Genomic DNA, 23,981 nt, shown 5'->3' with positions numbered 1-23,981 from the left:
GTCGTCCCTGCGTTCGCAGGGACGACCGGGTATGGTATTCACTGCTGGAATAAAATGCCGGCATCGCCGATATTGACCGTATGGACCGCATGGCAACCCTATCCAGAGAACGCATCGCGACCTTCGTGCGCGGCATCAGCCTCCGGCAGGTTCGCCTCGCCAGCGGCGTGGTATTGTTCGCCTATCTGGTCAGCCATTTCCTCAACCATGCGCTGGGCAACATCTCGCTGGAGGCGCTTTCCGACGGCGTCTATTGGCACCTCGCGTTCTGGCAATTCCTCCCGGTCACGGTCCTGTTCTACACCGCCTGCGCGGTGCACACCGCGCTCGGCATCTGGGCGCTGTACGAACGCCGACAGTTCCGCTGGAAGGCGATCGAGCCGCTGCAGCTCGCGCTCGGCCTCAGCGTGCCGATGCTGGTCATCGGCCATGTCATCGGCATCCGGCTCGGCCAGACGCTGTTCGGGCATGAACGGCTCTATCCGCAGGTGCTGTTCCTGTACTGGATCTGGACGCCATACCGGGTCTGGATGATGCTCGCAGTCATGGCGATTGCCTGGGTCCATGGCTGCATCGGGCTGTATTTCTGGCTGCGGATGCGGGCCTTCTACAAGCGCGCCGCGCCGTTCCTGCTCGCTCTGGCGGTTCTGATCCCGGCACTCTCGATGCTCGGCTTCTATCAGAGCGGTCGCATGGTGATGGAAGCCGACAGCGTCGAGTGGCGCGCGGAGACCCAATCGCAAAGCCAGATCGGCACGCGTGCCGAAGCGCGGACGCTCGAGCGCATCACGGATTATTCCCTGTACGGCTATTTCGGCCTGATCGGCATCGCGCTGCTGGCCCGTGCCGCCCGCGCCGTCAACGAACGCCGCCGCGGCATGGTCAACCTTTCCTACGGCAACGGCCGCACCGTGCGCGTTCCAAAAGGCCTCAGCGTGCTCGAGGCGAGCCTGCGAAACAACGTTCCCCACGCCAGCGTCTGCGGCGGCCGCGCCCGCTGCTCGACCTGCCGCATTCGCATCATCGGCGACCACAATGAGCTGCCGGAGCCCTCGCAGCGCGAGGCGTTCGTGCTGGGCCGGGTCGGCACGCCGGATCCTTCGATCCGCCTTGCCTGCCAGTTGCGGCCGACCTGCGATATCTCGTTCTTTCAGCTCTTCCTGCCGCACACGATGTCGGCCGACGGGCATGATTCAAACCCGACGCGCATCGGCCAGGAACGCTATCTCGTCAACATGTTCGTCGACATGCGCGGTTCGACCCGGATGGCGGAAAAACGTCTGCCGTTCGACACCGTCTTCATCGTCAACCGCTTCCTCGGCGCAGTATCCCAGGCGGTGCTCGCGAGCGGCGGCATGCCGAACCAGTTCGTCGGCGACGGCATGCTGGCGCTGTTTGGGCTGTCGACCACGCGGCATGAAGCCTGCCGCCAGGCATTGCGCGCGGCGGCGATGATCGCCGCCAATGTCGACGAGCTGAACAAGTTTCTCGAGCACGATCTGCACGAGCCGATCCGTTTCGGCATCGGCATCAATGGCGGCGAAGTGATCGTCGGCGATATCGGCTATCGCGATCACATGGTGTTCACCGCGCTCGGCGATGCCGTCAATGTCGCGGCGCGGCTGCAGGACATGACCAAGAGCCTTTTGTGCGAGGTCGTGATCTCCGACGAGGTCTGCTTCACCGCGGGCATTCCTCCCGATACGTTGCCGCAGCATGACGTCGAGATTCGCGGGCGCAACGAGCCGATGATCGTGCGCGCGGTTGCGGATGCCCGAACGTTGCTGCCGCCGCTCGACGAAGCGCGCAGCTTCGCCGCCTGAAACTATCGCGGCAACGGCGGTGTCAAACCTGTGTGACGTTTTTCACATCTGAATATTCGTTCAGGAAGTAGTCGCGAACCTGCTCTGTGACGCAGGCGACAGATCGGCGATGGGTAAGACTGAAACTGAAACCCGCGCCTGGACATCAACGTCGAATGCGCATTTTTGGAGAACGACCATGTTTCGCAAACTGACTCTCGCGGCCGCAGCCGCCCTTTCGCTGAGCCTCATGGCGCTGGCGCCCACCTCCGCTTCGGCGGGCGGGTTCTGGCCGCATCACCATCATCACCACCATCACCATCCGCACTGGGGCCATGGCTTCGGCGTCGGCTACCTCGGCGGCTATGGCTGCTGGCAGCCTCGCCGCGTGCTGACCCCGTTCGGCTTCCGCTGGCGGACGGTCAACGTCTGCTATTGATCCGGTTGTCCACCTTCGTCCGGAAGCCCCGGTCGCCCCGCGCGACCGGGGTTTTCCGCGTGCGATATTCCGGTCGGCAGGCCCGGCCGCCGACGCCATTTATAGGTTTATGATGACGCTTTCCGGCTGCGGTCGGCGGAGCGAACAATTTTCGAATCCCCTCCGCCGGGCCGCTTCAAATCGGCGCAAAACCAGCAAAACGGCGGAAATCGGGTGCGAACGGGCACTTTTTTGCCGAATCCGGCATCCCGTTTGCGCTACCCAGTCCGCCCCAACCCGCGTATCCTGATTGCGCGGGCAGGCCGGTTAGTGCGGGGACCGACGGCTCGGTTACTTTTTTGATTCCGCGGAGACGACGTGAATGGCTAAAGGTACGGTGAAGTGGTTCAATCCAACCAAGGGCTACGGTTTCATCCAGCCCTCGAATGGCGGCAAGGACGTGTTCGTTCATATTTCGGCAGTTGAGAAAGCCGGGCTTTCGACACTCAATGAAGGGCAGTCCGTCGAGTACGAAGAGATCGCCAACCGGGGCAAGACTTCGGCCGAGAACCTCAAGGTCTAGCGCAAACGCGCGATCGGCAACGCCCTCTCGGACTTAAAATCCGGGAGTAGGCTAAAAAAATCCCAACAACTGTGAGCGTTCGGCGGAGCGAGCATCGCTTCTGCACGCACGATGGTTAAATCGCGCGCGAGAACCGGCCGCTCAATCTTCCGTAACCCATTTCTGAACCGTCATGACGTCGGGTGGCTGCAGATAGCCACGCGGCCAGAGATCGACGACCCACTCGACCTTGGTCGTGCGATCGACCAGCACCGCGGTGTTGTGCGGTGTCTGCAGCACCAGCGTATTGCCGCGATATCTCGGATCGCCGATCGTGTGGTGCTTCAACAGGCCCCATTCTCGCAGTACCATCAGCAGGCTCGTCGTGTTCCGCGTGGTATCCCAGCAATCGTAATTGTGCTTGTCGTCGAAGTAGCGGAAGTCCGCCTTCGCCACCCGCTTGTTGGTACCCAGGATCGGCCCCATACGCCGGTCGAACCACACGACCGCTTTCTGCACCGCGGCGCGTTCAGCGGCGGCCGAAGCCCGGCCTGCCGTCATGATCTGCGTCAGCGCGCTGCGGTCGGCGGCGGTAAAATCGAGCATCTCACGGCGCCGGCAGACAAAGCCATAGCAGACCGTCATGGAGGTCGCCGACGGTGGGTAGATCGAGACCGAACTGTAAAGGTAGGCGATCGCCGCGCTCATCTCGGCGGCGTTCGCCGCGGGGGTGCCGAACAGCACGGCGAGGACGACACCAAACACGGCTGCGAAGCCGGTTCGCGTTCGGCTTGCCCTTTTCGGCGGAGCGGCTTCTCGCATGGTTCCTATTGTTCCCGAACGACGGCGAGTTCGACGATTAGCGCGGCGCTCCCACGCTGCCAACCGGCAAGCCCGCGATCTGTGGATCGCACGGCCAGAATTCCGTCCGCTGTGTTCTCCGTGCGCCAGTGGGTGCCCCGGCACCGACCGCCGATATCGTTGACTCCGGTCTCCCTGAGCACCGGCAGGAAATTTACCGCCTGTTCCGGCCATGTCGGCCTCGCTAGACTGGCAGAAGCCGAGACAACCCCATGCTGATTCCCGCCGCCCCCCTTCCCGCCTTCAGCGCGCCCTACGCGCCCGACGATCGGACCATGGCGTCCCGCCTGGTGGGAGCCGTGGGGCTGGATGCATCGCAGGATGCGCGCATCGATCGCACGGCAACGCGGCTGATCGAGGCGATCAGGGCCAATGACGATCCGCTGGGCGGCGTCGAGGACATGCTGCGCGAGTTTGCGCTGTCGACCAAGGAAGGCCTGGCGCTGATGGTGCTGGCGGAAGCGCTGCTGCGGGTGCCGGACGCCCGCACCGCCGACCAGTTCATCGAGGACAAGCTCGCCCAAGGCGACTTCATCCATCACGAGACGCGATCCAGCGCCTTCCTCGTCAACGCCTCGGCGTGGGCGCTCGGGATGTCCGCCCGCGTGATCCAGCCCGGCGAGACGCCGCAGGGGACCATCGGCCGGCTTGCCAAGCGGCTCGGCGCGCCGGCCGTGCGGGCGGCGACGCGGCAGGCGATGCGACTGATGGGCAATCATTTCGTGCTCGGGGAGACCATCGAGGCGGCGCTGACGCGGGCACAGCCGGATTCCTCGCGCCATCAACGCTACTCGTTCGACATGCTCGGCGAAGGCGCCCGCACAGCCGATGATGCCGCACGCTATTTCAAAGCCTATTCAAGTGCGATCGAGGCGATCGGGCGCACCGCCGGTGACCGGCCCCTGCCCGACCGCCCGGGCATCTCGGTCAAGCTCTCGGCCTTGCATCCGCGCTTCGAGGCGGTGAGCCGCGCGCGGGTGATGCGCGAACTGGTGCCGCACCTGATCGATCTCGCCCGGCAAGCCAAATCCCATGACCTCAATTTCACCGTCGATGCCGAGGAAGCCGACCGGCTCGAATTGTCGCTCGACGTGATCGCGGCAGCGCTCGGCGATGCATCGCTGGCAGGCTGGGATGGCTTTGGCCTGGCGATCCAGGCCTACCAGAAGCGCGCCAGCGACGTGATCGATTATGTCGATCGTCTCGCACGCAGCCTCGACCGCAGGATGATGGTGCGTCTGGTCAAGGGCGCCTATTGGGACACCGAGATCAAGCGCGCGCAGGAACGCGGGCTCGACGGCTATCCCGTGTTCACCCGCAAGGCGATGACCGATCTGAATTACGTCGCCTGCGCAAGCCAGTTGCTGGCGCTGCGGCCGCGGATTTTTCCGCAGTTCGCCACCCACAATGCGCTGACGGTCGCGAGCATCCTCGAACTCCAAACGGACCAAGGCGGATTCGAATTCCAGCGCCTGCACGGCATGGGCGAGGCGCTCTACGCGAAGCTCGGCGAAGACCGTCCCGATATCGCCCATCGCACCTACGCGCCGGTCGGCAGCCACCGCGATCTGCTGGCCTATCTGGTGCGGCGATTGCTGGAAAACGGCGCCAACTCATCCTTTGTCGCGCTTGCTGCCGACGAAACGGTCCCGGTGTCGCAATTGCTGCGGCGACCGGCCGATATCATCGGCAGCGCCGACAACGCTGCGCATCCCAACATCCCGTTGCCCCGCGATCTCTATGGCGCCAACCGGAAAAACTCTCGCGGGATCGAATTCGGCGAACGCGCGGCACTGGCGCAACTCGTTTCAAACATCGCCTCCGAACCAGCACCTGTCGCGGGCAGCCTCATCGATGCGACTGAGCGCGAGGCCAACACCGCGATAGCGGCGGCGCGCCCGGGCTTCAGCCAATGGGCCAGAACACCGGCCGAGACCCGCGCAGCGGCACTGGAGAAGGCGGCCGCTCTTCTGGAGCAGCGCACGGCGCGTTTCGTTACGCTCCTGCAGCGCGAGGGCGGCAAGACACTGGACGACGCGATTTCGGAAGTCCGCGAGGCCGTCGATTTCTGCCGTTACTATGCCGCGCAGGGACGCGAACTGTTCGGTGAAGGCAAGCCGATGCCGGGACCGACGGGCGAGAGCAATGTGCTCCGCCTGCGGGGCCGCGGCGTCTTCGTCGCGATCTCGCCGTGGAATTTTCCGCTGGCGATCTTCCTCGGCCAGGTCACGGCGGCCTTGATGGCGGGCAACGCGGTCGTTGCGAAGCCGGCCGAGCAGACGCCGCGCATTGCGGCTGAAGCCGTCAGGCTGCTGCATGAAGCCGGTGTGCCGGCGCCGGCGCTGCATCTGGTCGCGGGTGACGGCCGGATCGGCGCCGTGCTGGTGGCACATCCCGATATTGCGGGCGTCGTGTTCACCGGCTCGACCGACGTCGCGCGCACCATCAACCGCGCGCTCGCCGCCAAGGACGGACCGATCGTGCCGCTGATCGCCGAGACCGGCGGCATCAATGCCATGATCGTCGATGCCACCGCACTGCCCGAGCAAGTCGCCGACGATGTCGTGACTTCGGCGTTCCGTTCCGCCGGCCAGCGCTGTTCAGCACTGCGATTGCTGTTCCTGCAGGACGACGTCGCCGACCGCATGATCGAGATGATTGCGGGCGCGGCGCGGGAACTCGTCATCGGGGATCCCGGCGATCCTGCCACGCATATCGGCCCGGTGATCGATGCCGAGGCCAAACAACGGCTGGATGCGCATATCGAACGCATGAAGCGGGAAGCCCGGGTGCACTTTGCGGGCAGCGCTCCCCAAGGCAATTTCGTCGCGCCGCATATCTTCGAATTGTCCGATGCCGGCCAACTTACCGATGAAATATTCGGGCCGGTACTGCACGTGGTGCGGTACCGCGCCGACCGGTTCGGCGAGGTGCTGCAAGCGATCGAGCGCTCCGGCTACGGGCTAACGCTCGGCATCCATTCCCGGATCGACGACACGGTGGAGGACGCGATCCAACGACTCCAGGTGGGCAACATCTATGTCAACCGCAACATGATCGGCGCGGTGGTCGGCGTGCAGCCGTTCGGCGGTCATGGACTATCTGGCACCGGCCCGAAGGCCGGAGGACCACATTACCTGACGCGTTTCGCCACCGAGCAGACGGTGACCGTCAATACGGCCGCAGCCGGCGGAAATGCAGCGCTGCTGTCCGGCGGGGAGTAGTTGCATCGCCACGCCAAGATGGGCCAAATGGCGCCCGAACGGGGGTCGCCCACAGGCGGGATCTCAGCAAGAGCAACAAACGGCACGGAGCGACGCCACGATGGACAAGGGTATTTTCGACGGCCTCAAGGTTCTGGACTGCGCGAGTTTCATCGCCGCGCCTGCCGCTGCCACGGTGCTGTCGGATTTCGGCGCCGACGTCATCAAGATCGAGCCGCCCGGCACCGGCGATCCCTATCGCAACCTGCCGAACCTGCCGGGCTACCCGCATAGCGAGCATAATTTCGCGTGGATGCTGGAAGCCCGCAACAAGAAGAGCCTCGCGCTCGATCTGTCGAAGCCCGAAGGCCAGGCGGTGCTGCATCGGCTGGCCGCGCAGGCCGACGTCTTCATCACCAATTATCCGCCGCAGGTGCGCGAGCGGCTCGGCATCACCCACGCACATTTGGCGCCACAGAACGAGCGCCTGATCTACGCCTCCTTCACCGGCTATGGCGAAAAGGGCGAGGAAGCCAACAAGCCCGGCTTCGACTCGAACGCCTATTGGGCGCGCTCCGGGCTGATGGATTTGGTGCGGGCGGACGAACACACCACGCCGGCGCGATCGATCGCCGGCATGGGCGACCACCCCTGCGCCATGGCGTTCTACAGCGCAATCGTCACCGCGCTCTACAAGCGCGAGCGCACCGGCAAGGGCTCGCATGTCAGTTCGAACCTGATGGCCAACGGCGTATGGGCCGCTTCGGTGCTGGCGCAAGCCAAACTGGTCGGCGCCAAATTCGGCGAACGCCGCCCGCGCGAACGCGCGCTGAACGCCGTCACCAATCACTACCAGTGCAAGGACGGGCGCTGGCTGATCCTGTCGCTGCTCAACGAGGACCGGCAGTGGCCGACGCTGGCACGCTGCCTCGGCCGCGAGGACCTCGTCACCGATCCGAGATTTGAAGCGAAGAAGGAGCGTCACGCGCGCTCGCTCGAACTGATCAAGATTTTCGATGAGGTCTTCGCGACCAGGGACCTTGCCGAGTGGCGCAAGATCCTTGACGGCAACGGCCTGGTGTTCGGCGTGGTCGGCATCCTCGACGATATTCCGACCGACAAGCAGATGCTCGACAACGAGATACTCGTACCGTTCGAGAACGACACCATGCTGACGATCTCGAGCCCGATCTGGGTGGACGGCAGCAAGAAAGTTCAGCCGCGCAAGCCGCCCGGCATCGGCGAGCACAGCGACGAGATTCTGCGCAACGCCGGCTACGACGACGCCGCGATCGGCAAGCTGCGCGCCTCCGGCGCGGTGGCGTGAAATCCGCGTCACGCTCCCGTCGCCTGTCGGAAAAACACCTCTCCAGCTTGAGGGAGGTTATCTCTTCGCAAGCAGAGTGTTGATTAGCCCCAGCAATTCCGTCTTCGTTTCCTGCCGAAAATTGCGGCGGGGCACGGCGAGTTGCCGCAGCAGAATTCCAATCAGGGTAGAGACGAACAGATCGGCATGGCCATGAGGATCGGGCGAGCCGGCGGCCCGCAAGGCAAGCTCTGCACTTTGCCGCCACGTGTCGAACCATTCGGCGACTATCGGCCGATGACGTTCATTTCGCGCCGACGCCAGAAACGCCTCGTAGCAAGCGATGTGAATTTCGGGCTGGGTCTTGAGTTCCTGTGAGTACCAGGCGACCAGCGAATCCATCCAGGCTTCCGTGTCGAACGCCTTGCTTTGCAGACTGAGCGCTAGCGCGCGGAGCCGGCCTACTTCGCGCATCAGGGCAAAACGAAGCGCGCCGTCCACAAGGGCGTCGCGCGCTGCGAAATGATGCGTGACGGCGCCGACCGACATCCCGGCCTCAGTCGCGACGGCGCGATGCGTAACGCCGTCGATTCCCTTGCGGCCGATAATGCGAAGCGTCGCCTCCATCAACGGGCGCTCGCGCTCGCTCGCCTTGCGTTCAATTTCCAGGGCCATGTTGACACGACTATCGATAGAGCATAGAAAAAGAACAAATGTTTTGTTTTACGGACTATACGTAATGCCATTCGCGTTGGCAAGCCGCCGACGCGCAGGGAGCCGCCCGATGCCGACTTATCGCCTGCATTACTTCCCGGAGTCGGGCAACAGCTACAAGCTCGCGCTGATGCTGACCCTGTGCGGTCAGACGTTCGAGCCGGTGTGGACCGATTTCGGCGGCGGCGTGACCCGCACGCCGGAATGGCGACGCGACGTCAACCCGATGGGCGAAATCCCGGTCCTGGAGGTGGACGGCGAGCGGCTGACCCAGACGGCACCGATTCTGCTCAAGCTGGCCAAACAGTTCGGCCGTTTCGGCGGCGAGACCGAACAGGAGCAGTTCGAACTGCTACGCTGGCTGTTCTGGGACAACCACAAGCTCACCGGCTACATGGCGACCTACCGCTACAACCGGACTTTCACGCCGTCGCCGAACGAGCATGTGCAAAAGTATTTCCGCCGGCGGCTTGACGATTTCCTGTCCATCCTCGAAGCGCACTGCCAAGCGAATGCATTTGCCATCGGCGCGCGGCCGACCGTGGCCGACATTTCCATGATGGCCTATCTGCATTATCCCGCCGACGAGACCGGATACGACTGGGCAGCGAGCCATCCCGCGATCAACGCCTGGCTCGGCCGCATGGCGCAATTGCCGGGCTGGAAATCGGCCTATGATCTGCTGCCGGGCAAGCGGCTGACGCATTACGCCAAATGATCGCACGGACGTCGTTCAACGGTTGAGCCACGCCCAGGCGAAACCCAGCACGATCAACCCAACAACGATCGACACCGCGATTGCCCAGACGCTGACCCTGACGTCGCCAACGGCCTGCCGATTGGCTTCGTTCTCCGCGATCTTGCGATTACGTTGCCGGTTCTCGTCAGGAGAGCTCATCGCCAATCTCCGCTCGCTGTCCCTTCAACGTAGCACAGTTCGCGGGAACCTTTCAGCGGCTTTTGACGAAGCACATGCCGATGCGCGAGGTCTTGCCGGCGGCCTGACAGCTCAAGCCCTCCGCGCACGTCCAGTCGCGGAAGCTCGCGTCATTGCCGGCGGCCGGCTTGCCACGTGCGTAGCAATGCGCGCCCCAGCCGTCGTTATAATTGCTGCCGGCGAGTTCGCTGCTGCCGCGCAACTGCGGACGGCTGGAAAAGCCGCGTGAATAGTCCGGTGGCCTGACGTCGCGCAGGCTTGCGAGAATGTCGCGGCGGCGAACCTGGTCGCCGAAGAAGTGCGGCGATGCCGGCACGACCGCCGTATTCGACGGCTTTTCCGCCATCCAGTCGACGCCCGGGAAGTGAAAGCCGCCGATGCCGCGCGTCTGGTGGCAACCGGCGCAGGTTACGTCGTTGAGCCTGCGTTCGAAGCCCGCCGGCGAGCGGATGTTCTGCAGCTTGACGCCCGCTTCCGCGGCCCGCCTGAGCGCGGCCACGATGTCGGGCTCGCCGAACACGGCGCCCTCGCCCCGCACCAGCCCGAATACCGGCTCCAGCCCCGACGCATCGAACCCTACCGGCGTCGGCGCGATCGCGCCGCTGGCCAGGAATTTTTCCGGGATCAGCGCGGTGCCGCGATCGAACGCGGCAAGGTTGACAGGATCGAGCAGCCACGCTCTGAACTCACGTTTGAGGCCATCGTCCGCCTGCAGACGCGCACGGTCGATCTGGTTTTCCATCGGCGCTTCCGCGAAGACACCCGCCTGCGCATTGTAGCGAAACACCTTCAGCAGATAGTCCGTGCGGAAATCGCGGATCGCAGATTTCGGCGCATGCGCGATCTGCAGGTTGGTCTCGATGCGGTCGATATCTTCGCGGCGGATCAGGTCGAGCGGACTATCCTTGTCCGACAATGCTCCGTCGCCGGACATGACCAGCCAGCGCCTGGCAATCTCGCCGCAGGTGATCACGGCGTCTTCGCCTCTCGCTTTCACGACGAGGTTCAGCGTCATCGGCAGCCGCGGCGGCACCGCGTCCTCGCCGGCCGCCCTGTTGATCCGCGTCAGGCGGTAGATCAAACGTATCTCGCCGCAACTCGCTTCCGCGACAAAAGTGCGGTCCATGCGGTTGACGATGCCGGCCAGCACGAACCGCGTCTCGGGCGAATGGAGCAGCGTTCGGTCGAACAACTGGAAATCAAAGCCCGCGCCCACGCCGATCGTTTCCTTTGGCAGCGTTGCCGTATGCCGCACGACATAGCGATCGAACTCGACATCGATCGCCTGCCGGACCGGCGTCATCGACGGCAGGGCAAACAACGCGTCGTTGGTGAGCGGGGTGTCCGCCGCCCGCGTCGGCAGCAGCATGCGATCGAGGCGAAATCTTCCGCCGTCGAGGTCGCGCAATGTCGTGGGATCGGTGATCGCCGTGCCGCGCTCCGGCGCGGCATCCTGCGCCGCCCGGGCCGGCCAGGCACTGCACAACACAGCGAGCAGGATGGCGAGAAATCGCGGCGCGAAGCTCATGCCCCAATAGCACTGCGCAATGAGGCCTATTCAAGAAAAAAGGCGCCTCACATCGCTGTGAAGCGCCTTCCGGTTTGCGTGCACCCTTCAGCGCGCGACAATCAGGCCCTTGCTGGTTACGACCACCCAGCGGCCGTCCTGCTTTCTGATGGCGTCGACACGGCCGAGACCCGGGACGGGGTCGCCGGCATAGACCTCGTACATGCCGCGACGGCTCTCGATCAGGGCGCCGCCACGGGCGACGTCGCGCAGGATCCAGCCGTCCACGGTCGGCAGCCGGGCCACCTCGGTCTTGGGCGGCGCGGCCGGCACGGGCGCCGGCGCGGCGGTGGCTGCAGCGGCCTGTTGCGGTGTTGTCGAGCCCGTTACATCCTTCTCCTTCGTGGAGATCGAGGCGACAGCCGCCGCCGTCGTCGTCGAAGCCTGAGCCGTGCGGAGCTTTTCGACGGCCTCGCTGAGCTTCGCGAGTTTCGCCGCGGGCTCGGCCTGCGCCTTCTCGACTTTGTCGAGGCGGTCACTGGCCTTGTTGATCTGGCCTGTGGTCGCCCTGGAATTGTGCTCCAGGCTGTCTTTCAGCGTCGCGATCTCGGCACCGAGTCGCGCCACCGAGGTTTCGAGCGCCGTATCCTTTACTGGGGCCTGCGCGGAGTCTGCGGCGGTCAGCTTGCCGCCGAGGCCGGCGGTCGCCAGCGCGCCCCCCAGCGCCCCCGCTACCGTCGCCAGCGCCACCATGGCAGCCATCGCCCCGAACCGGCGCTTGCCGGCCGTTCCCTTCACATCGGTGCCGACACGCTCGCCGGGCGAGATGATCGTCACATTGCCGGGGAAGCGCGGCGCTTCCGGCTTCACAGTATCGATTTTGGGGGCTTCGGCCTTCGCCTCGGCGTTGGACGCCTCCATGCCGACGGCGTCCACTTTGGGCGCGTCCGCCTTGGGCGAGGTCTCTTCCTGCTCTGTCGCGAGCTTGGCGACCTCAGCCCCGGCGGCGGCAACAACCGGCTCATTCGACGCGGCTATTTCGGGGGCGGCCGACGCCGCAGGGGTTCCGGCTTCACCGCTGGCGGGCTGGGTCTGCTGATCGCTCACGTTGGATTCTCCAGAATTGGTTGACCATTTGGTAACTTTTAAAGCTTGCCAAATCCTTACCGGCGGCGGCCGTTACCGAAATTTTAGGAACTCGTCCGGTGCGGTTTCGGACCCCAGAACGCGGTCCGCCGCCCTCTGTGGCCGGATGCTGCCTTGCGGCATCCCGCCGGCCCCGTTTGCGCCGGTCGGTTTCCCGATTAACATGGACCAACCGACCAGCCGGAAAGGCAGGGGCCGCCATGACCATCGAAAAATGCATCAACGAATTTGATGTAGATGACGTCATTTTTGAGGAAGGCTCGACCGGACGGGAACTGTTCGTGGTGCTCGACGGCAAGGTCGAGATCGCCAAGATGAACGGTTCTCTCAAATCCGTGATCGTCACGCTCGGAAAGGGCGAGTTCTTCGGCGAGATGGCGGTCATTGACGGCTCGTCCCGTTCGGCCACCGCCATTGCGGCCGCCCCACACACCCGCGTGATGCGGATCAACCACGCCCGCTTCGTCTATCTGGTCAGCCAGCAGCCGGCCTTTGCGCTGATGATCATGGATGCGCTGAGCAAGCGCCTGCGGGCCTCCAACACGGTCGCCTTCAGGGCCGCGAGTCCTTCATGAGCGAGCGCCCGCCGAGCCCGTTCAAGACACTGCTCGACAGCGACGTGGCTACGCTGATCGAGGCGGCCGAAGACGTTTATCAGGTCCGCTTCAAGAACCGCGCGGCGAACGCCTATCTGGTACGCGGCAGCTCGCGCACCATCCTGATCGATGTCGGACTGTCCTCGAACTACCCGCACCTGCTGACCTGCCTCGGCCACGTCGGCGTCAAGCCCGAAGATATCGACATGGTGGTGCTGAGCCACGAGCACCTCGACCATATCGGCGCGGCTTATCACTTCCACGGCAGCAGTTTCATCGCGGCGCATCGGCTGGCCGCGAACAAGATCATGCTGCGCGACGACTTCTCGATGCTGCGCAAGATGTTCAACGAGCCGAACGAACCGATCAACATCGACCTCTGGCTGGAGGAAGGCAATCTGATCGATCTCGGCAATTTCCGTCTCAACGTGATGTACACGCCGGGCCACACCTCGGCCTGCATCACGCTGTTCGAGCAGGACAAGGGCCTGCTGTTCGCTGCCGATACGCTGATGCCAGGCGGCGTGATGGGCGGCGTGTTCGGCTCCGGCAGCATCGCCGACTACATCCAGTCGCTGGAGCGGCTGAAGGGCTTGAACTCCAAACTCCTGCTGTCAGGCCACGGGCGGCTGTCCGATACGCCGCAGGAAGACGTGCGGATCGCAATCCAGCGCTCGCACGCACTGCTGTCCGACACCGCGCAATTGTTCGACGCGCTGGACGCGCGCTCGAATTTCGAGCCGATCATGCAGTCGGTGCGCGACCTCAACAAGCTCGACGACTGATCCCGGGTCGCGCGCCCATTTGACAAATCCGGCGCTGCCTTGTTCAACAGCTTCCAACAAATTTCCTTAGAACAAGAAACAGGGAGAGAAACGCCATGAAGTTATACGACTCGGTCGGACCGAATCCGCGCATTGTCCGCATGTTCATGGCGGAGAAGGGCATCGAGATCCCGAAGCAGGCGGTCGATCTGCGCAAGGGCGAAAACCGCGAAGCGGAGCATCTGAAGCGAAATCCGCACGGCCAGATGCCGGCGCTCGAGTTGGACAACGGCCATTATCTCTCGGAGATCACTGCGATCTGCGAGTATCTGGAAGAGAAGCATCCCAATCCGCCGCTGATCGGGGCTACGCCGGAAGAGCGCGCCGAATGCCGGATGTGGACGCGCCGCGTCGATCTCAACATCTGCGAGCACATGGGTAACGGTTTTCGCTTCGGCGAGGGCCTGAAATTCTTCGAAAAGCGGATCCCTGTCGCGCCCGAGGCCTCGCCCGGCCTGAAGATGATCGCCGCCAACCGCCTGCAATGGCTCAATGGCCAGATGGCCGACGGCCGGCAATATATCTGCGGCAACCGTTTTACGCTGGCCGACATCCTGCTCTACGGCTGGCTCGATTTCGCCTCCACGGTTGGCCAGCCGCTGGATGCGGCCAACACCAACATCGTGGCCTGGATGGCGCGCGTCGCACAGCGGCCCTCGGTCAAGGCTTAGATCCCTCTCAGCCGTCATGGCGAGGAACGCGAGCGACGAAGCAATCCAACTACCCATTTTGCAGCGGCATGGATTGCTTCGCTTCGCTCGCAATGACGCCGGAAAGCTGAGCCTTACATCACCACCGGTTCATCCGGCAGTTCATTTGTCCCGCCACCGGCCTTCGGAAAATGCTTCGCGAGTTCGCGCGATACGGCCTCCACCCCTTTGATCACGCCGCTTTCGAAGTCGCCCGCCCTGAAACTTTCCTCCATCTGCTGGCAGATTTTTTCCCAGCCGTGCCGGCCGACGTTGGCGTCGATGCCGCGGTCGGCCACGATTTCGAAATCGTGGTCTGCCAGGAGCAGGTAGATCAGGACGCCGTTGTTGTGGGCGGTATCCCAGACCCGCAGTTGCGAAAAGACATCCAGCGCCCGCTCCCGCGCCGGCTGATTGCGAAACAGCGGCCCGCCGTCGAGGGCGCCCTCGACCACGAAACGCACCTGCCCGGAATGCGTGGCCTCGCCCGCCTTGATCGCCTGCTCGATCCGCGCCAGCGTCGCCGGCGGAAACAGGCGGCGCAGCCGCCAGCGGTGCTCGATGAGATGCCTGCCGATGCGCTTGATGCCCATGCTACCAGCTCCCCGATGAGCCGCCGCCGCCAAAGCTGCCGCCGCCGCCACTGAAGCCGCCGCTGCTGCCCGAACTGCCGCCGCTGGACCACGAGCCGCCGGAGCCTCCGGACCATCCGCCGGCGCTGCCCCGGCGCCCCGGCCCTCCTGATGTGAAAGCGTCACTGATCAGCACCACAAACGACGCGATCGCGCCGACGATCACCGCCGCTACGACCGACCCGACCAGGAACCAGGCAATCATGGCCGTGAGCGCACCGGCGGCCACCGAGCCCAGCAGCCGTCCGAGCAGGGCGCGCAGCAGCCCGCCCAGGAATATCGCGGGAATGAGGAGGAACGGGTTGAACAGGTCTTCCGGATTGAAGCCTTGCGAATCCTGCCAGTGCGGCGGCTCGGGCTCCGGCAGCTTCTCGCCATTGACGATCCGCACCATCCTGTCGACGCCGACGGCGACGCCGCCGCCGAAATCGCCGGCCTTGAATTTCGGCGTGATGTCCTCGTCGATGATGCGCTTGGTGGTGGCGTCGGTCAGCGCGCCTTCAAGGCCGTAGCCGACCTCGATGCGCAGGCGGCGGTCGTTCTTGGCGATGACGAGCAGCGCGCCGTCGTCGACCTTCTTGCGGCCGATTTTCCAGGCTTCCGCGACCCGCAGCGAGAATTGCTCGATCGCCTCGCCATCGGTCGTCGGCACGATCAGCACCGCGATCTGGCTGCCCTTTCGCGTTTCCAGATCCTGCAGCGTCTGCGTCAGCGAGGCGATGTCGGCGGCCGACAGCGTCCCGGTCTGGTCGACAACGCGCCCCGTCAACGTCGGCACGGCGACGATCGCCAGCGCCGAACAGGCCCAGCACATCAGCAGTGCAAGAAGGGAGGCTCTTGCAGCTTTCATTTCAGATCGTCGCTCACCCGCTACTTGGCGGGTGCTGGTGTCGGATTGAAATCCACCTTCGGCGCCGTCGAGATCGACTTCTCGTTCTCGACCGTGAAGTTCGGCTTCTCCTTGTAGCCGAACATCATCGCGGTCAGGTTGTTCGGGAAGGTGCGGATGCCGACGTTATAGTCCTGCACGGCCTTGATGTAGCGGTTGCGCGCCACGGTGATGCGGTTCTCGGTGCCTTCCAGCTGTGACATCAGGTCGCGAAACAGCGCGTCAGACTTGAGCTGCGGATAATTTTCGGTCACCACCAACAGCCGCGACAGCGCGCTCGACAATTCGCCCTGGGCGGCCTGGAATTTCTGGAATGAAGCCGGGTCGTTCAGCACTTCCGGCGTGGCCTGGACGCTGCCGACCTTGGCGCGGGCATTGGTGACGCCCAGCAGTACGTCCTTTTCCTGCTGCGCAAACCCCTTCACCGAATTGACGAGGTTCGGCACCAGATCAGCACGGCGCTGATACTGGTTGACCACTTCCGACCAGTTCGCCTTGACCTGCTCGTCATTGGTCTGGATCGCGTTGTAGCCGCAATTGGTCAGGCCCAGGCACGACAAGATCGCCAACACGGTCCATAGTCTGCGCATTTCATTCTCCCCCAAAGCAAATCAAACGCAAGTCTAGCAGATTGGTTTCGTCAGGTATGCAACCGTAACCGGGCCGACGGGCGTTTCTCAGACGATGGCTCTTGCCTATCGGACGCCGAAATAACAACATGGCCGGACAATAAAAAGGGAGGGTTCATGACCACGTTCGAGACCATCGTCGTGGAGCGGCCGGAGCCGCGTATCGCGCGGATCGTGATGAACCGGCCCGAGGCGCGCAACGCACAGAACCTGCAGATGACCTACGACCTCAACGCCGCCTTCGACCAGGCTGTTCAGGACGACGCGGTCAAGGTCATCATCCTCGCCGGCAACGGCCCGCATTTCTCATCCGGGCATGATCTGCGCCCCGGGGGCAAGAATGCCGCCGGCACAGATTTTCCGCCGGTCGGAAATTGGGGCGGTTTTGCCGAACCGAACGCCCACGGCCGCTTCGCGCGCGAGCAGGAGATCTACCTGCAGATCACGCGGCGCTGGCGCAATCTGGCGAAGCCCACGATCGCCGAGGTGCACGGCAAGTGCATTGCCGGCGGCCTGATGCTGGCCTGGGCCTGCGACCTTATCGTCGCCAGCCACGATGCGGAGTTCTGCGATCCCGTCGTGACCATGGGCGTCTGCGGCGTCGAATGGTTCGTGCACCCCTGGGAGCTCGGCCCACGCAAGGCCAAGGAATTGCTGTTCACGGCCGACGTATGGAACGCGGACGAAGCGCACCGGCTCGGCATGGTCAATCACGTGGTGCCGCGCCCCGAGTTGTCCTCGTTCGTCATGAAGCTCGCCGAAAGGATCGCGGCAAAACCTTCGTTTGCGCTGAAGCTGACCAAGGAAGCCGTCAACCGCTCGGTCGACGTCATGGGGCAACCGGCTGCGATCGAGCAGGCGTTCGCGCTGCATCAGCTCTGCCACGCGCATAACCTCCAGGAGTTCGGCATGGTGGTCGACCCCGCAGGCCTGCACCCTTCCGTCAAAAAGCCGGCACAAGCAAAGTAGAACAAGCAAAGCGACGCCAATGGACCTTACCCCGAGTGACGAGCAGCGCTTGCTGCGCGAAAGCGCCGACCGTTTTGTCAGCGAGACCTACACCGCCGACCACCGCAAAAAGATCGCCAGCGAACCGCTCGGGTTCAGCGCCGGCCTCTGGAAGCAGTTCGCCGAACTCGGCTGGCTGGCGCTGCCGATCGCCGAGACCCATGGCGGTCTCGGCGGCGGGGCCGTCGAGATCGGCATCCTGATGGAAGCGTTCGGGCGGGGGTTAGTCTCCGAACCCTATCTTTCGACGGTGGTGATCGGCGCATCGCTGATATCTGAATGCGGCACGGACGCGCAGAAGGAGGCGCTGTTGCCGGCCATTGCCGACGGGTCACTGGTCTTGGCATTTGCGCATTCGGAGCGTCAGGCGCGTTTCGACCTTGCAGACGTCAGGACCACGGCAACCAAGACAGCTGACGGCTGGCAACTCGACGGACGCAAGACTGCCGTGCTGGACGGCAATGCCGCCAACCAGATCATCGTCTCGGCGCGCGTCGACGATGGCGCCGGCAAGCCTGGCAAGCTCTGTCTGTTCCTGGTGCCGCAAGGCACGCGCGGCACGGCATTGCGCGATTTTCCGCGGCTGGGCGGCGGCCGCGCCTGCAACCTCGAACTCAGCGGCGTGCAACTGCCGGCCGACGCGCTGCTCGGTGACGGCAACGACGCCCTGCCCGCGATCGAAGCCACGATCGACCGCGCCATGGCCGCGCTAGGGGCGGAAGCCGTCGGCATCATGCAGACGCTGCTGGACCAGACGCTGGAATACACAAAAATCCGAAAACAGTTCGGCCGGCCGCTGTCCGCCAACCAGGTGATCAAACATCGACTCGCCGACATGGCGATGCAATGCGACGAGGCGCGCTCGATGGCGTTGCGCGCCGCGCTGATGGCCGATGCCGAGCCGGTGGCGCGCAGCCGCGCGGCCTCAGGTGCGAAAGCTAAGATCGGCAAATGCGCGCGCTTCGTCGCCGAGCAGTCGGTCCAGTTGCACGGCGCCATGGGCGTCACCGAGGAGCTCGATATCGGCTCCTATTTCAAACGGCTGCTTGCCTTCGACACGCTGTTCGGCGGCAGCGCCCATCATTATCGCCGCCACGCGGCCCTCGGCGGCCGTGCCGTCCAGGCCTGAACAGGAGCGCCATCCATGGATCTCACCTACAGCGCCGACGAGCGCGCCTTCGAACAGGAAGTGCGGGATTTCATCGCGGCAAATCTGACGCCGGAAATGAAACGCGCGACCGCGCTGACGCCCTCGGTATTTTCCGACCCTGATATCGGCATGGCCTGGCAGCGTGCGCTGAACAGAAAGGGCTGGGGCGCACCGGGCTGGCCTGTGGACCATGGCGGCCCTGACTGGACGCCGGCGAAACGCTGGATCTTCGAGTCCGAGAGCGCGCGCGCCGGCGTGCCCAATGTCAATGTCATGGGCGTCAAGATGGTCGGCCCGGTCATCATCGGTTTCGGTACGCCGGAACAGAAGAACTATTACCTGCCGCGGATACTCTCCGGCGAGGATTACTGGTGCCAGGGCTATTCCGAACCGGGATCGGGCTCAGATTTGTCGTCGCTGAAAACCCGCGCGGTGCGCGACGGCGACGACTACATCATCAACGGCACCAAGATCTGGACCACGCATGCTCACCACGCCAACATGATGTTCGCGCTGGTGCGCACCAACGAGACCGAACGCCAGCAGGACGGCATCTCCTTCATCCTCATCGACATGAAGAGCCCGGGCATCACGACGCGGCCGATCCTCACCATCGGCGGAGATCATGAGGTCAATCAGGTGTTCTTCGATGACGTCCGCGTGCCCGTCGCCAACCGCGTCGGCGAAGAGGGCAAGGGCTGGACTTACGGAAAATACCTGCTCGAGTTCGAACGCGGCGCTGGCATCGCTTCCGCCAAGCTGCGCGACGCGTTGAAGACGATTTCCGATCTCGCCGAGTCGGAGGTGACCGGCCGCGCCATCGACGATCCCGACATTGCGATCAGGATGTCCGAGATCGAGGTCGATATCGACACGCTCGAGATGACCGAGCTGCGCGTGCTGTCGGCGCTGCAGACCGGACAGAATCCCGGCGCGGTGTCGTCGATCCTGAAGCTGCGCAACAGCGAAATCCGCCAGGCGGTGACGCGCCTCGGCGTCGACGTGATCGGCAATGACGGCCTCTATGTCGAGCCGATGCGACCGCTCTACCGGCTCAACGAGACGCCGGGGATTCCGGAGGAGATACTCCCCGTGGTGCCGGAATATCTCAACGGCCGGGCATATACGATCTTTGGCGGCTCGTCGGAGATCCAGCGCGAGATCATCGCAAAGATGGTGTTGGGGCTGTAGTGTCTCTCGCTTCACCCGCCCCTCGAGGGGGCGGGTCGGCTCGTATTGAGCGAAGCGAAATGCGAGACGGGGTGGGGTGACAGCCTCTCCGCTCGCGCGGTGCCCGCGGAGAGATCACCCCACCCCGCCGCGCTCCGCGCGTCGACCCGCCCCCTCAAGGGGCGGGTGAAGCCCTACCCCGCCGCCCTCGCGTCCCTGATCGCCTGCCACACCTTGGCCGGCGTCAGCGGCGTGTTGAGCTGTTTGATGCCGAGTTCGCTCAACGCATCCATCACACCATTGGTGATGCAGGGCGGCCCGCCGATCGCGCCGGACTCGCCGCATCCCTTGGCGCCGAGCGGATTGGTGCGGCAGGGCGCGGAATCATCGAGCGTCACCGCAATCGGCGGGATGTCGTCAGCGCGCGGCACGCAGTAGTCCTGGTAGCTCGCGGTCAGCAACTGGCCTTCCTCGCTGTAGGCAACCCCCTCATAAAGCGCCTGCCCAATGCCTTGCGCTACGCCGCCATGGACCTGGCCGGTCACCAGCATCGGGTTCACGGCGATGCCGACGTCGTCGACCGTGGTGTAGCGCACCACCTTGCTGACGCCCGTCTCCGGATCGATCTCGACCTCGCAGATATGCGTGCCGTTCGGCCAGCTCGGCCCGTCGACCTCGCCTTCGGAATCGACACTCAGCCGCGCGCCGTCTTCCTTCTTCGCGATCTCGAACAGGCTGATGCGCTTGTCGGTGCCGACCACCGTCAGCCAGCCGTCGCGATATTCAATATCCTCGACTGAGGTCTCCAGCACGTTGGAGGCCTTTTCGCGCGCCTTGGTGATCATGTCGTTGGTCGAGACCGCAACCGCCGTGCCGCCGACAAACAGCGAGCGCGAACCGACGCTGCCGAAACCGGTGGCGAGATCCGTATCGCCCTGGATGACGTCGATCTTGTCCATGGGGATGCCGAGCGTATCGGATACCATTTGCGTGTAGGTGGTCTGCAGCCCCTGCCCCATCGCCATGGTGCCGGAATGCAGGATGATGCGGCCTTCGGCCGTGGCGTGCAGCGAAACCTTTTCGGTGTGCGCGCGACCGCCGGTCCACTCGATATAGCTGGTGAGGCCACGGCCGTAGAGCAGACCCTTCTTCTTCGCCGCTTTCTTGCGCGCGGCAAAGCCGTCCCAGTCCGCAAGCTCCGAGGCGCGCGACAGCATGTGCGCGAAGGCGCCGGAATCGTACACCTGACCGACGGCATTGGTGTAGGGCAGTTGCGCGGGCTTGATATAGTTCACCTTGCGGATGGTGCGCGGGTCGATGCCGATCTGCCGCGCCGCGGCGTCCATCAGCCGCTCGACGATGAACACGGCCTCGGGCCGCCCCGCGCCGCGATAGGCGCCGACCGGCGCGGTATTGGTCATGACCGACTTCACTTCGAAATGTACCAGCGGTAGATCGTAAACGCCGGTCTGCACGAAGGGACCAAGCACCAGCGGAATGATGTTGGCCGCGCCGGAAGAGTAGGCGCCGGTACCGCCGACCGAACGGACCCGATAGGCCAGCACGCGGCCCTTGGCGTCCAGCGCGAACTCGCCGGTGGACGTGAGATCGCGGCCATGGGTGCCGCCGACGAACTCATCGGTGCGGTCACCGCGCCAGCGAATCTTGCGCGACAATTTGGTGGCCGCGTAAGCGACGATGCCGTCTTCCGGATAGAGATTGGTCTTCTGCCCAAAGCCGCCGCCGATGTCGCCGACCAGCACGCGCACGCTTTCCTTTGGTCGCTTCAGCACGGCTTCTGCCAGCACGTCGCGGGTCGAGGCCGGGGTCTGCGACTGCACGTGCAGGATCAGGCGTCCGGTCTTCTTGTCGATCTCCGCAATGGTCGAACGCGGCTCCATGGCCGACGGCACCAGCCGCTGGCTGACGAGATCGAGCGAGACGGTGTGCGCGGCGTTGGCAAAGGCCTCCTCGACCTTGGCCGCATCGCCATAGCTCATCGCCGCCACGATGTTGTCAGGCGCTTCCGGCCACACGGCAGGCGCGCCGGGCTTGATCGCTTCCAGCGGGTCGACCACCGAGGGCAGCACCTCGTAGTCGACAACGACCGCTTCCGCCGCGGTCTGCGCCAGCACCCGCGAGGTCGCGACGACGGCCGCAACGGCTTCGCCGGCATAACGCACGACTTCGTGAGCGAGCAGGCGCCGCGGCGGCACCGTCATCGGCGAACCGTCCGGGCGCTTGAAGATCGCGAGCGTCGGAATGGTGCCGATATTGTCCCTGACCAGGTCGGCGCCGGTGTAGACCGCTTCGACACCCGGCATCGCGGTGGCCGCCGCGCTGTCGATCGAAACGATCTTGGCGTGGGCGTGGGGCGAGCGCAGCACATAGAGCCACAGCGCGCCTTCCTCCGGCTTGTCGTCGATGAACTGCCCCTTCCCGGTGAGCAGCCGCTGGTCTTCCAAACGCTTGACCGGCTGGCCCGCACCAAAACGCATATTGCCGGGAAGAATGTTCATCAGTTTGTCCTTCGAGCTTCTTGGCAGGATTTGGCCGGGTTTTAGCGGATTTTTCAGGGGACACAACTCATTCAAGTCGCTGCAATAAATGCGCCAGCGCGCCGGTCCAGCCTGCGCCGCCCGGGTATGATCCTGCCATCATATGAGGGCCTTTCAGCTGCGGCCGATGTCGACGATATCGATGGTGATATCGCGGGTCTGCGCACCTCGCTTAAGACTAATCCGGATGCTCTTGCCGGCGCCGACCTGCTCGATCTGGTCGGTCAGGTCGGAAAGCCGGTGAACCGGCTTGCCGTCGGCCTGGACGATGACGTCGCCGAGCGCGCCGGAATTGAAGTCGACACCGCGGATGCCGGCCCGTTCGGCCGGACTTCCCGGCGCAGTGCGCACAATGATCACCCCTTCGACGCCGAGCCTGGTCGAAACGGCCTCGCTGGCGGCGACGATACCGATGCCGGGCGTCGGGACGCGCCCGTTCTTGATGAGTTCGGGAACGACGCGGTTGACGATATCGGCGGGGATCGCGAATCCAATGCCGGCGCTGGAGCCGGAAGGCGAGATGATCGCCGTGTTGACGCCGATCAGCCGGCCGGCCGAATCCAGCAGCGGCCCGCCCGAATTGCCGGGATTGATCGCAGTGTCGGTCTGGATGACGTTGGAGATTTCACGGCCGCTGCTGGTCGGCAACCGACGCTTGAGCGCGCTGATGATGCCGCTGGTCAGCGACTGATCGAGCCCGAACGGATTGCCGATCGCAAACGCCGACTGCCCGACCTTGAGTTCGTTCGAACTGCCCAGCGCCACCGGCGGCGGCAGCTTTCGGGCACTCTTGATCCGCAGCACCGCCAGATCGTAGTTGGGCGCAACGCCGACGATCCCGGCCTGCGCTACCTCTCCGGAAGCAAACCGGATCGCAACTTCGGTGCCATTTTGCACGACGTGATGGTTGGTGACGACATGACCGTCATTGTCCCAGATGAAGCCGGTGCCGGAGGCGGCTCCGGCGCCGCCGCTTTCCTCGTCGGCAAGCGGATTGCTGGCGGCCGAGCGTGCGGCCACCTGCACCACCGACGGAGATACCCGCTCGAACAGCTCGATATTGGCGCGCTCGGCATCGGACAGAGGCCCGCGCTGGTCGACGGAGCGTGCCGATGTATTGGTCCACGGGCTGTAGCGCATGTTGGACAGTGTCAACGCCACCAATACGGCAGCGATGACAGCGAGAAAAAGCGCAAAGCGACGGCTCATCGATCTCTCATCTGCTGATTCGCCTCGCCCGACGAGGCAAAGACGGTCTGTTCCCCCGGGAATTTCGCGTCACCAAACGTCCGGGCCGATCGAAAGTTTCTGGTCATTCAGGGACACCTTGGCGCACCCCATAGCGGATGATTTAGGAAGTACGATTTGTCGCGCAAGCCG

The 23,981-nt window shown here is 64.2% G+C and carries 22 protein-coding genes; 12 read left to right on the top strand and 10 right to left on the bottom strand.

What is annotated here, in order from left to right; all coding sequences use genetic code 11:
- The first annotated feature begins 89 nt into the window (after window positions 1-89).
- The 3 genes from QUH67_RS06995 (at window position 90) to QUH67_RS06985 (ending at window position 2,803) form a co-directional block, all read left to right on the top strand.
- The gene (locus QUH67_RS06995) at window positions 90-1,823 is read left to right on the top strand and encodes an adenylate/guanylate cyclase domain-containing protein (protein WP_300945948.1); all 1,734 of its coding nucleotides are present in this window, start codon (window positions 90-92) and stop codon (window positions 1,821-1,823) included.
- Window positions 1,824-2,001: 178 nt separating this feature from the next.
- Window positions 2,002-2,241: a hypothetical protein gene (locus tag QUH67_RS06990; RefSeq protein ID WP_300945947.1), complete on the top strand. Its 240-nt coding sequence runs from the start codon at window positions 2,002-2,004 to the stop codon at window positions 2,239-2,241.
- A gap of 361 nt (window positions 2,242-2,602) precedes the next feature.
- Window positions 2,603-2,803 (top strand): cold-shock protein, encoded by a 201-nt coding sequence (locus QUH67_RS06985; RefSeq protein WP_212419956.1) that lies wholly within the window; start codon window positions 2,603-2,605, stop codon window positions 2,801-2,803.
- Between the two features lie 141 nt (window positions 2,804-2,944).
- On the opposite strand, the gene QUH67_RS06980 is transcribed toward QUH67_RS06985, so the two are convergent.
- Window positions 2,945-3,490: a hypothetical protein gene (locus tag QUH67_RS06980; RefSeq protein ID WP_300947963.1), complete on the bottom strand. Its 546-nt coding sequence runs from the start codon at window positions 3,488-3,490 to the stop codon at window positions 2,945-2,947.
- A 371-nt stretch (window positions 3,491-3,861) separates the two neighbouring features.
- Between QUH67_RS06980 and putA the strand changes: the two genes are divergently transcribed.
- Window positions 3,862-6,867, top strand: coding sequence for a bifunctional proline dehydrogenase/L-glutamate gamma-semialdehyde dehydrogenase PutA (putA, locus tag QUH67_RS06975; protein ID WP_300947962.1), 3,006 nt, complete (start codon window positions 3,862-3,864; stop codon window positions 6,865-6,867).
- Window positions 6,868-6,967: 100 nt separating this feature from the next.
- Window positions 6,968-8,173 carry a CaiB/BaiF CoA transferase family protein gene (locus tag QUH67_RS06970; protein WP_300945946.1) on the top strand — a complete coding sequence of 402 codons (1,206 nt, stop codon included), beginning with the start codon at window positions 6,968-6,970 and terminating at the stop codon, window positions 8,171-8,173.
- Window positions 8,174-8,230: 57 nt separating this feature from the next.
- Here the strand turns inward: QUH67_RS06970 and QUH67_RS06965 are convergent, their stop codons facing one another.
- Window positions 8,231-8,779: a TetR/AcrR family transcriptional regulator gene (locus tag QUH67_RS06965; protein ID WP_300947961.1), complete on the bottom strand. Its 549-nt coding sequence runs from the start codon at window positions 8,777-8,779 to the stop codon at window positions 8,231-8,233.
- A 157-nt stretch (window positions 8,780-8,936) separates the two neighbouring features.
- Between QUH67_RS06965 and QUH67_RS06960 the strand changes: the two genes are divergently transcribed.
- On the top strand, window positions 8,937-9,584 hold the full coding sequence (locus QUH67_RS06960) for a glutathione S-transferase family protein (protein WP_300945945.1): 648 nt from the start codon (window positions 8,937-8,939) through the stop codon (window positions 9,582-9,584).
- A gap of 15 nt (window positions 9,585-9,599) precedes the next feature.
- Here QUH67_RS06960 and QUH67_RS06955 read toward each other — a convergent pair whose 3' ends face one another.
- The 3 genes from QUH67_RS06955 to QUH67_RS06945 form a co-directional block, all read right to left on the bottom strand.
- Entirely contained in the window at window positions 9,600-9,764 is a 165-nt protein-coding gene (locus QUH67_RS06955) for a hypothetical protein (protein ID WP_300945944.1), read from the bottom strand.
- Between the two features lie 52 nt (window positions 9,765-9,816).
- A complete protein-coding gene (locus tag QUH67_RS06950) occupies window positions 9,817-11,331 on the bottom strand; it encodes a hypothetical protein (protein ID WP_300945943.1) in 1,515 nt (504 codons plus the stop codon).
- 87 nt (window positions 11,332-11,418) lie between these two features.
- Entirely contained in the window at window positions 11,419-12,417 is a 999-nt protein-coding gene (locus tag QUH67_RS06945; protein WP_300945942.1) for a hypothetical protein, read from the bottom strand.
- A 239-nt stretch (window positions 12,418-12,656) separates the two neighbouring features.
- Here QUH67_RS06945 and QUH67_RS06940 point away from each other — a divergent pair, with 239 nt between their 5' ends.
- From QUH67_RS06940 to QUH67_RS06930, 3 genes are all read left to right on the top strand, one after another.
- Window positions 12,657-13,031: a Crp/Fnr family transcriptional regulator gene (locus tag QUH67_RS06940; RefSeq protein WP_300945941.1), complete on the top strand. Its 375-nt coding sequence runs from the start codon at window positions 12,657-12,659 to the stop codon at window positions 13,029-13,031.
- Window positions 13,028-13,837: an MBL fold metallo-hydrolase gene (locus tag QUH67_RS06935; RefSeq protein WP_300945940.1), complete on the top strand. Its 810-nt coding sequence runs from the start codon at window positions 13,028-13,030 to the stop codon at window positions 13,835-13,837. The genes QUH67_RS06940 and QUH67_RS06935 overlap by 4 nt, the downstream gene beginning before the upstream one ends.
- A 95-nt stretch (window positions 13,838-13,932) precedes the next feature.
- The gene (locus QUH67_RS06930; RefSeq protein WP_300945939.1) at window positions 13,933-14,547 is read left to right on the top strand and encodes a glutathione S-transferase family protein; all 615 of its coding nucleotides are present in this window, start codon (window positions 13,933-13,935) and stop codon (window positions 14,545-14,547) included.
- Window positions 14,548-14,660: 113 nt separating this feature from the next.
- Here QUH67_RS06930 and QUH67_RS06925 read toward each other — a convergent pair whose 3' ends face one another.
- From QUH67_RS06925 to QUH67_RS06915, 3 genes are read right to left on the bottom strand one after another with little or no spacing between them, the layout of a single operon-like run.
- Complete coding sequence (locus QUH67_RS06925) at window positions 14,661-15,158, bottom strand: TPM domain-containing protein (RefSeq protein ID WP_300945938.1); 498 nt, start codon at window positions 15,156-15,158, stop codon at window positions 14,661-14,663.
- A gap of 1 nt (window position 15,159) precedes the next feature.
- Window positions 15,160-16,047: a TPM domain-containing protein gene (locus QUH67_RS06920; protein WP_300945937.1), complete on the bottom strand. Its 888-nt coding sequence runs from the start codon at window positions 16,045-16,047 to the stop codon at window positions 15,160-15,162.
- Between the two features lie 20 nt (window positions 16,048-16,067).
- Window positions 16,068-16,676, bottom strand: coding sequence for a LemA family protein (locus QUH67_RS06915; RefSeq protein ID WP_300945936.1), 609 nt, complete (start codon window positions 16,674-16,676; stop codon window positions 16,068-16,070).
- A gap of 156 nt (window positions 16,677-16,832) precedes the next feature.
- Between QUH67_RS06915 and QUH67_RS06910 the strand changes: the two genes are divergently transcribed.
- Genes QUH67_RS06910 through QUH67_RS06900 form a run of 3 tightly spaced genes read left to right on the top strand, consistent with a single transcriptional unit; the run spans window position 16,833 to window position 20,064 of the window.
- Window positions 16,833-17,684 (top strand): enoyl-CoA hydratase, encoded by an 852-nt coding sequence (locus QUH67_RS06910; RefSeq protein WP_300945935.1) that lies wholly within the window; start codon window positions 16,833-16,835, stop codon window positions 17,682-17,684.
- A gap of 19 nt (window positions 17,685-17,703) precedes the next feature.
- Window positions 17,704-18,852, top strand: coding sequence for an acyl-CoA dehydrogenase family protein (locus QUH67_RS06905; protein ID WP_300945934.1), 1,149 nt, complete (start codon window positions 17,704-17,706; stop codon window positions 18,850-18,852).
- 15 nt (window positions 18,853-18,867) lie between these two features.
- On the top strand, window positions 18,868-20,064 hold the full coding sequence (locus QUH67_RS06900; protein ID WP_300945933.1) for an acyl-CoA dehydrogenase family protein: 1,197 nt from the start codon (window positions 18,868-18,870) through the stop codon (window positions 20,062-20,064).
- 173 nt (window positions 20,065-20,237) lie between these two features.
- Here QUH67_RS06900 and QUH67_RS06895 read toward each other — a convergent pair whose 3' ends face one another.
- Window positions 20,238-22,562, bottom strand: coding sequence for a xanthine dehydrogenase family protein molybdopterin-binding subunit (locus QUH67_RS06895; protein ID WP_300945932.1), 2,325 nt, complete (start codon window positions 22,560-22,562; stop codon window positions 20,238-20,240).
- Window positions 22,563-22,715: 153 nt separating this feature from the next.
- The gene (locus QUH67_RS06890) at window positions 22,716-23,810 is read right to left on the bottom strand and encodes a S1C family serine protease (protein ID WP_300945931.1); all 1,095 of its coding nucleotides are present in this window, start codon (window positions 23,808-23,810) and stop codon (window positions 22,716-22,718) included.
- Window positions 23,811-23,981 lie beyond the last annotated feature (171 nt).

Source organism: Bradyrhizobium roseum (assembly GCF_030413175.1).
Lineage (GTDB): Bacteria > Pseudomonadota > Alphaproteobacteria > Rhizobiales > Xanthobacteraceae > Bradyrhizobium > Bradyrhizobium roseum.
The sequence above is the reverse complement of the archived record's forward strand: the minus strand, read 5'-3'. Positions and strand labels throughout refer to the sequence as shown.

Coding starts and splice junctions, on each gene's coding strand:
- QUH67_RS06995 (WP_300945948.1), top strand. CDS start 90: ATGGCAACCCTATCCAGAGAACGCATCGCGACCTTCGTGCGCGGCATC.
- QUH67_RS06990 (WP_300945947.1), top strand. CDS start 2,002: ATGTTTCGCAAACTGACTCTCGCGGCCGCAGCCGCCCTTTCGCTGAGC.
- QUH67_RS06985 (WP_212419956.1), top strand. CDS start 2,603: ATGGCTAAAGGTACGGTGAAGTGGTTCAATCCAACCAAGGGCTACGGT.
- QUH67_RS06980 (WP_300947963.1), bottom strand. CDS start 3,490: ATGAGCGCGGCGATCGCCTACCTTTACAGTTCGGTCTCGATCTACCCA.
- QUH67_RS06970 (WP_300945946.1), top strand. CDS start 6,968: ATGGACAAGGGTATTTTCGACGGCCTCAAGGTTCTGGACTGCGCGAGT.
- QUH67_RS06965 (WP_300947961.1), bottom strand. CDS start 8,779: ATGGAGGCGACGCTTCGCATTATCGGCCGCAAGGGAATCGACGGCGTT.
- QUH67_RS06960 (WP_300945945.1), top strand. CDS start 8,937: ATGCCGACTTATCGCCTGCATTACTTCCCGGAGTCGGGCAACAGCTAC.
- QUH67_RS06955 (WP_300945944.1), bottom strand. CDS start 9,764: ATGAGCTCTCCTGACGAGAACCGGCAACGTAATCGCAAGATCGCGGAG.
- QUH67_RS06950 (WP_300945943.1), bottom strand. CDS start 11,331: ATGAGCTTCGCGCCGCGATTTCTCGCCATCCTGCTCGCTGTGTTGTGC.
- QUH67_RS06940 (WP_300945941.1), top strand. CDS start 12,657: ATGACCATCGAAAAATGCATCAACGAATTTGATGTAGATGACGTCATT.
- QUH67_RS06935 (WP_300945940.1), top strand. CDS start 13,028: ATGAGCGAGCGCCCGCCGAGCCCGTTCAAGACACTGCTCGACAGCGAC.
- QUH67_RS06930 (WP_300945939.1), top strand. CDS start 13,933: ATGAAGTTATACGACTCGGTCGGACCGAATCCGCGCATTGTCCGCATG.
- QUH67_RS06925 (WP_300945938.1), bottom strand. CDS start 15,158: ATGGGCATCAAGCGCATCGGCAGGCATCTCATCGAGCACCGCTGGCGG.
- QUH67_RS06920 (WP_300945937.1), bottom strand. CDS start 16,047: ATGAAAGCTGCAAGAGCCTCCCTTCTTGCACTGCTGATGTGCTGGGCC.
- QUH67_RS06915 (WP_300945936.1), bottom strand. CDS start 16,676: ATGCGCAGACTATGGACCGTGTTGGCGATCTTGTCGTGCCTGGGCCTG.
- QUH67_RS06910 (WP_300945935.1), top strand. CDS start 16,833: ATGACCACGTTCGAGACCATCGTCGTGGAGCGGCCGGAGCCGCGTATC.
- QUH67_RS06905 (WP_300945934.1), top strand. CDS start 17,704: ATGGACCTTACCCCGAGTGACGAGCAGCGCTTGCTGCGCGAAAGCGCC.
- QUH67_RS06900 (WP_300945933.1), top strand. CDS start 18,868: ATGGATCTCACCTACAGCGCCGACGAGCGCGCCTTCGAACAGGAAGTG.
- QUH67_RS06895 (WP_300945932.1), bottom strand. CDS start 22,562: ATGAACATTCTTCCCGGCAATATGCGTTTTGGTGCGGGCCAGCCGGTC.
- QUH67_RS06890 (WP_300945931.1), bottom strand. CDS start 23,810: ATGAGCCGTCGCTTTGCGCTTTTTCTCGCTGTCATCGCTGCCGTATTG.